Source organism: Cryobacterium sp. 10I1 (assembly GCF_035019805.1).
Lineage (GTDB): Bacteria > Actinomycetota > Actinomycetes > Actinomycetales > Microbacteriaceae > Cryobacterium > Cryobacterium glucosi.
Map to the genome: position 1 here is coordinate 1 of NZ_JASJVF010000216.1, position 5,670 is coordinate 5,670.

The following is a 5,670-nucleotide window of genomic DNA, read 5'->3' on the forward strand; positions in this document are numbered from 1 at the left end:
ATCGAAGCCGGCTTCGACGTGCTCGAGATCCATGCGGCACACGGGTACCTGCTGCACCAGTTCCTCTCCCCGCTCAGCAACGACCGCACCGACGAGTTCGGCGGTTCCCTCGAGAACCGCGCCAGGCTGCTGCTGCGGGTCGTCGCGGCCGTCCGCGCGGCGGTCGGCGCGTCGCATCCGCTCTTCGTGCGTTTCTCGGCCACCGACTGGGCCCCGGGAGGCTGGACCCCGGAGGAGACCGCCATCGTCGCCGGCTGGGCGCGCACCGCGGGCGCCGACTTCTTCGACATCTCCTCCGGCGGCAACGTCACGGGCGTGCAGATCCCGCTCAGTCCCGGCTACCAGGTGCCGCTCGCCGCGTTCGTGAAGGGCGAAGCGGATGTCCCGGTGAGCGCGGTCGGACTCATCACGACCCCGGCGCAGGCCGAGGAGATCCTCGCGAGCGGGCAGGCCGACGCCGTCATGCTCGCGAGGGAACTCCTGCGCGACCCGCACTTCCCGTTGCGGGCAGCCCACGAACTCGGGGCGACGATCGACTATTGGCCGCCGCAGTACCTGCGCGCCCGCTGGCCGGAGGCCTGAGCGCCCCACCGACCCGGCGCTCACTCCGGCCAGGCGCTCAGGGCGCCTGGCCCTTCACGCCGTCTTGCCATTCACACCGACTGGGACACGCAGATGAAATTCCCTTCCGAATCCCGGAACCAGGCAGCCTTGCCCTCGGAGTCCGTTGCGATGCCGTTCTCGGTCTTGAGTCCCGGCACGTCGTACTCCTCGAAGACAACTCCGCGGCTGCGCAGCGCGGCCATTTCGGCCTCGAGGTCGTCTGTCATCCAGCCGAGCGCGGTGTTCCTGGCCGTGCCGGCGTTCTCGGTTTCGTAGACCTGCACCCTGGCCCCGGACGGCGTGCGGTAGACGAGCCCGTGCTCGTGCTCCTCCGCCGGTTCGAGCCCGAGCTTGTCCCGGTAGAACTCCCTCGCGCGCTTCAGGTCCTTCGCCGGCAGTACCGAATAGGCTTCCAACTGGCTCAACATGAGTCTGCCTCACTTTCTTTCGGCGCACATTTTACGCCCGTGAGCACCCGCCGTCGAGGTCCCGGCCTGCCCGCAGCGTCCGTCGGACCCGGTACCTCGACGCCGCTCAGAGACGCCGGGTCGCGTCCTGCACTTCGCCGACGAGCTCTTCGATGATGTCCTCGAGGAAGAGCACCCCCGTCGTCGCCCCGACTGCGGTGAACGAGCGGGCGAGATGTGCTCCGGAGCGGCGCATGGTCGCGAGCGCGTCCTCGAGGTCGGTGCCTTCGTAGATCGACACGAGCTGGCGGATGCGCTTGGCCGGGATGGGATCGGCGTAGCTGCCGAGGCCGTTCCCGGCGGTGCTGCCCGTGACGGGGATTCCCGCGTCGCCGTCGAGGTCGATCACGTCCTTGAGGTGCACGTAGCCGGTCGGCTCCCCTTCGGCGGTCACGAGCACGTAGCGCGAGAAACCGTGCTTGGTGACGGCCTTCTCCACGTCGGCCGGGCTTGCGGACTCCGGCAGGCTGATCAGGTCCGCGAGCGGGACCGCGACGTCGCGCACCTTGCGGGTGGTGAACTCGAACGTCGCGCTGAGCGCACCGGTTCCGTCGCGGAGCACGCCCTCCCTGGTCGACTCCGACACGATCGTCGCGACCTCCTCGAGCGTGTACGTGCTGTTCGCCTCGTGCTTGGGCTCGACCCGGAACAGCCTCAGGACGCCGTTGGCAGTCGAGTTGAGCGCCACGATCAGGGGCTTGACGAGGCGTCCGAAGAACACGAGCGGCGGCGCGAGCACGAGCACGGCCTTGTCGGGGATCGAGAACGACAGGTTCTTCGGCACCATCTCGCCGAACACGACGTGCAGGTAGGAGACGAGCAGCAGCGTCACGATGAACGCGATCGCGGTGAGCGCCTCGTCCGGCAGCCCGGTCAGGGCGAGCGGCGCCTCGAGCAGGTGGTGGATCGCCGGCTCAGAAACGTTCAGGATCAGCAGCGAGCACACCGTGATGCCGAGCTGGGTCGTCGCGAGCATGAGCGTCGCGTGCTCCATCGCGTAGAGCGCCGTCCGGGCGCCCATCCGGCCGGCGGCTGCGAGCGGCTCGATCTGGGAGCGCCTCGCGGAGATGACCGCGAACTCGGCGGCCACGAAGAAGGCATTTCCGGCGAGCAGCACGAACAGCCAGACGATTCCTGTCCAGTCACTCATGACGGCGCTCCTTCGGCTTCGCCGCGGTGGGTCGGGTGGGCGCAGAGGGTGCCGTCGCCGGCGTCGCCAGCGGTACGGTTGCGACCGCGACCGTGGTCCCCGGCTCGGACTCGGTCTCCGGTTCCGGCTCCGACGTGGGCGTGAAGCGGATGCGGTCGATCCGGCGACCGTCGAGACGTTCGACCGAGAGCTCTCCCGTTGCGATGCCGACGACGTCGCCGACGACGGGCAATCGGCCGAGCTCGCTCATCACGAAACCCGCGACCGTCTCGTACGGGCCGTCCTCAGGAACCACGACGCCGGTGCGTTCGAGGAGTTCGTCCGGGCGGAGCATCCCGGGGAAGGTCAGGGAGTCCGGCGAATGCACGACCCCTGCCCTGGTGCGGTCGTGCTCGTCGGCGACCTCGCCGACCAGTTCCTCGACGAGGTCCTCGAGGGTCGCGACACCGGCGGTTCCGCCGTATTCGTCGACGACGACGGCCATCTGGTAGCCGCGGCCGCGGAGTTCGACGAGGAGGCCGTCGAGTTTCATGGTCTCCGGCACGCGAACGGCCTCGGACTGGAGTGCGGACACCGGGACATCCGCCCGGCGGTGCCGCGGCACGGCGACGGCCTGCTTCACGTGCACGATGCCGACGACGTCGTCGACTCCCTCGTCGACGACGGGGAACCGCGAGTACCCGGTTTGGCGGGTGAGGTCGATCACGGCCTGGGCGGAGGCGTTGCGCTGGATGCTCGCGACGCGCGGGCGGGGCGTCATGACGTCGGCGGCGGTGTGGCCGGAGAAGAGCAGGGTGCGGTGCAGCAGCGTCGCCGTGTCCTTCTCGAGCAGGCCGGCACTGGCAGAACGCCGCACGAGCGAGGAGAGCTCCTCTGCGGTGCGCGCTCCGGACAGCTCTTCCTTGGGTTCGATCCCGATCGACCGGAGCACGGCGTTCGCGCTGCCGTTGAGCACGGTCACGGCCGGACGGAACACGGTCGTGAACAGGGTCTGGAACGGGATCACGAGCTTCGCGGTCTTGATCGGCAGGGCGAGGGCGAAGTTCTTCGGCACCAGCTCGCCGATGATCATCGAGGCGAGGGTCGCGATCACGATCGCGGCCGTCGAGGCGACGACGGGCACGACGAGTCTCGGGAACCCCGCAGCCAGCAGCGGCGGCGCGAGCAGGCTGCTGATCGCGGGCTCGAGAGCGTAGCCGGTGAGGAGCGTGGTCAGGGTGATGCCGAGCTGGGCGCTCGAGAGGTGCGTCGAGGTGATCTTCAGGGCCGCGATGGTCTTCGCGAGCCGCGTCTCTCCGCGGGCCTGCCTGGCCTCGAGGTCGCTGCGCTCGAGATTCACGAGGGAGAACTCGCTCGCGACGAAGAGGCCGGTGCCGATGGTCAGGATGATGCCGACGCCGAGCATGACCCACTCAAACATCGCGGGGCCCGGCGTCCGCTGTCGTTGCAGCTGTCGTCACAAGGGGAAAACCGTTCTCACGGGGAGAACGGTTACTGGGCGAATTCGCAGGAGGAGGGTCGTCCATTATTCATCCAACTATACCGTGCAGGTCCCGTGCGGGACCGGGTGCGCGTGGCACACCCGGACCCGATTGTCAGGAAGCGACCGCTACCAGGAGACCGGGAGGGCCTTGCCCTCCTCGTAGCCGGCGGCCGACTGGATCCCGACGAGGGAGCGCTCGTGGAATTCGTCGAGGTTGGTCGCGCCCGCGTAGCTGAACGAGCTGCGCACACCGGAGGTGATCATGTCGAGCAGGTCCTCGAGTGAGGGACGGAGCGGGTCGAGGTAGATCTTCGAGCTCGAGATGCCCTCTGCGAAGAGGGTCTTCCGTGCGAGCTCGTACGGGTCGAGCCTGTCGAAGCGTTCCTGAACGGCCTTGGTCGATGCCATGCCCCAGCTCTCCTTGTAGACCGCGCCGGAGGCATCCGTGTCGAGCAGGCCAGGCGCCTCGATGGTGCCGGCGAACCACGAGCCGATCATGACGGATGCCGCGCCGGCGGCGAGTGCGAGCGCCACGTCCCTGGGGTAGCGCACCCCGCCGTCCGCCCAGACGTGCGCGCCGAGTTCGCGCGCGGCGGCTGCGGTCTCGAGCACGGCGGAGAACTGCGGCCGGCCGACGGCGGTCATCATCCGGGTCGTGCACATCGCGCCGGGTCCGACGCCGACCTTCACGATGGTGGCGCCCGCCCCGACCAGGTCGTTGACGGCATCCGCGGTCACGACGTTGCCTGCGACGATCGGGATGCCGAGGCCGAGCCCTGCGACGATGCCGAGCGCCCGCAGCATGCCGGCCTGGTGCCCGTGCGCGGTGTCGACGACGAGGACGTCGACACCGGCGGCGACGAGCGCGCGTGCCTTCGCGGCCACGTCGCCGTTGATGCCGATCGCCGCGGCGACGAGCAGACGCCCGTGGGCGTCGACGGAGGGCTGATAGAGGGTCGAGCGGAGCGCGCTCTTGCGGCTCAGGGTGCCGACCATGACGCCGTGGCGGAGCACGGGGGCGAAGTCGAGTTCCGCGGCGGTCATCACGTCGAAGGCGCGGCGCGGGCCGTCGATGTCCTCGGCGTCGAGGGACGTCAGCGGGCCGTGCAGCAGGTCGCCGAGCTGGGCGTCCGGCAGGGCGGTGCCGAGCCTGGCGGCGTCGATGCAGCCGAGGTATGCGCCGCGGGCGTCGTTGACGACGATGCCCTGGCCGGCGACGGGGGGCACCTGGCGCAGGGCGCTCGCGACCGTTTCACCCGGCCCGAAGATGAACGGGGTGTCGAAACGGGTCGACTGGTCCTTCACCCAGCGGATCGCGGCGTCGAGTTCCTGCAGGTGCATGTCCTGCGGCAGCACGCCGAGTCCGCCGCGGCGTGCGAGGGACGCGGCGAGCCGGGGACCGGTCACCGAGTTCATGTTCGCGGACACGACAGGGATGGTGGCCCCTGTCCCGTCTCCGGGCGCGAGGGAGACGTCGAGCCTGCTCGTGACGGCCGATTCGCTCGGCACCAGGAAGACGTCGGAATACGTGAGATCGTGGCTGGGGATCGCTCCATAGAACTGCATGCAAATAACGCTAGCCCCCCGCATCGATACCCGCAGCCATGCGCGATTGGTTTAGGCTGGGCGGGCAGACCGAACCGGCGATTTTCGGCCGGGGATATCCAAAATTCAACGCAGAGAGTGGGAACCGGCTGTGTCGAGCCAGTTGACCGGTAGTGGATCCGACGAAGCAACGTCGGGTGAATTCGGAGCGAACGAGTGGCTCGTCGACGAGCTGTACGAACGGTACCTCGTCGACAAGAACTCGGTGGATGAGTCCTGGTGGCCCGTGCTGGAGAGCTACCACCAGACCGCGAACGGGGCAGGCCACGACGCGGAATCACCCGCTGCCGAGGCCGACGTGGGCGGGAGCGACGACGGAGGGCTTTCCGTCGATCTCGTCGTACCAGACGTTCTGGCTCGGG

Annotated in this window: 5 protein-coding genes and 1 pseudogene; 2 read left to right on the forward strand and 4 right to left on the reverse strand. The window is 69.0% G+C overall.

Annotated features, from left to right (window positions below):
* Positions 1–582, forward strand: a 582-nt coding sequence (locus QN345_RS14910) for a tRNA-dihydrouridine synthase (RefSeq protein ID WP_323508809.1), incomplete at its 5' end; no start/stop codon positions are given.
* 71 nt (positions 583–653) lie between these two features.
* Here the strand turns inward: QN345_RS14910 and QN345_RS14915 are convergent.
* The 4 genes from QN345_RS14915 to QN345_RS14930 all read right to left on the reverse strand — a co-directional run bounded on the left by QN345_RS14915 (position 654) and on the right by QN345_RS14930 (position 5,269).
* The gene (locus QN345_RS14915; RefSeq protein WP_134449775.1) at positions 654–1,031 is read right to left on the reverse strand and encodes a VOC family protein; all 378 of its coding nucleotides are present in this window, start codon (positions 1,029–1,031) and stop codon (positions 654–656) included.
* 106 nt (positions 1,032–1,137) lie between these two features.
* On the reverse strand, positions 1,138–2,220 hold the full coding sequence (locus QN345_RS14920) for a hemolysin family protein (protein ID WP_322189552.1): 1,083 nt from the start codon (positions 2,218–2,220) through the stop codon (positions 1,138–1,140).
* Positions 2,213–3,640, reverse strand: coding sequence for a hemolysin family protein (locus QN345_RS14925; RefSeq protein ID WP_322189551.1), 1,428 nt, complete (start codon positions 3,638–3,640; stop codon positions 2,213–2,215). The genes QN345_RS14920 and QN345_RS14925 overlap by 8 nt, the downstream gene beginning before the upstream one ends.
* A 189-nt stretch (positions 3,641–3,829) precedes the next feature.
* Positions 3,830–5,269, reverse strand: coding sequence for a GuaB1 family IMP dehydrogenase-related protein (locus QN345_RS14930; protein WP_134449772.1), 1,440 nt, complete (start codon positions 5,267–5,269; stop codon positions 3,830–3,832).
* A gap of 130 nt (positions 5,270–5,399) precedes the next feature.
* Between QN345_RS14930 and QN345_RS20635 the strand changes: the two are divergent.
* A pseudogene (locus tag QN345_RS20635) lies at positions 5,400–5,504 on the forward strand (hypothetical protein); the annotation flags it as partial.
* Between the last annotated feature and the right edge of the window lie 166 nt (positions 5,505–5,670).

Coding starts and splice junctions, on each gene's coding strand:
- QN345_RS14930 (WP_134449772.1), bottom strand. CDS start 5,269: ATGCAGTTCTATGGAGCGATCCCCAGCCACGATCTCACGTATTCCGAC.
- QN345_RS14920 (WP_322189552.1), bottom strand. CDS start 2,220: ATGAGTGACTGGACAGGAATCGTCTGGCTGTTCGTGCTGCTCGCCGGA.
- QN345_RS14925 (WP_322189551.1), bottom strand. CDS start 3,640: ATGTTTGAGTGGGTCATGCTCGGCGTCGGCATCATCCTGACCATCGGC.
- QN345_RS14915 (WP_134449775.1), bottom strand. CDS start 1,031: ATGTTGAGCCAGTTGGAAGCCTATTCGGTACTGCCGGCGAAGGACCTG.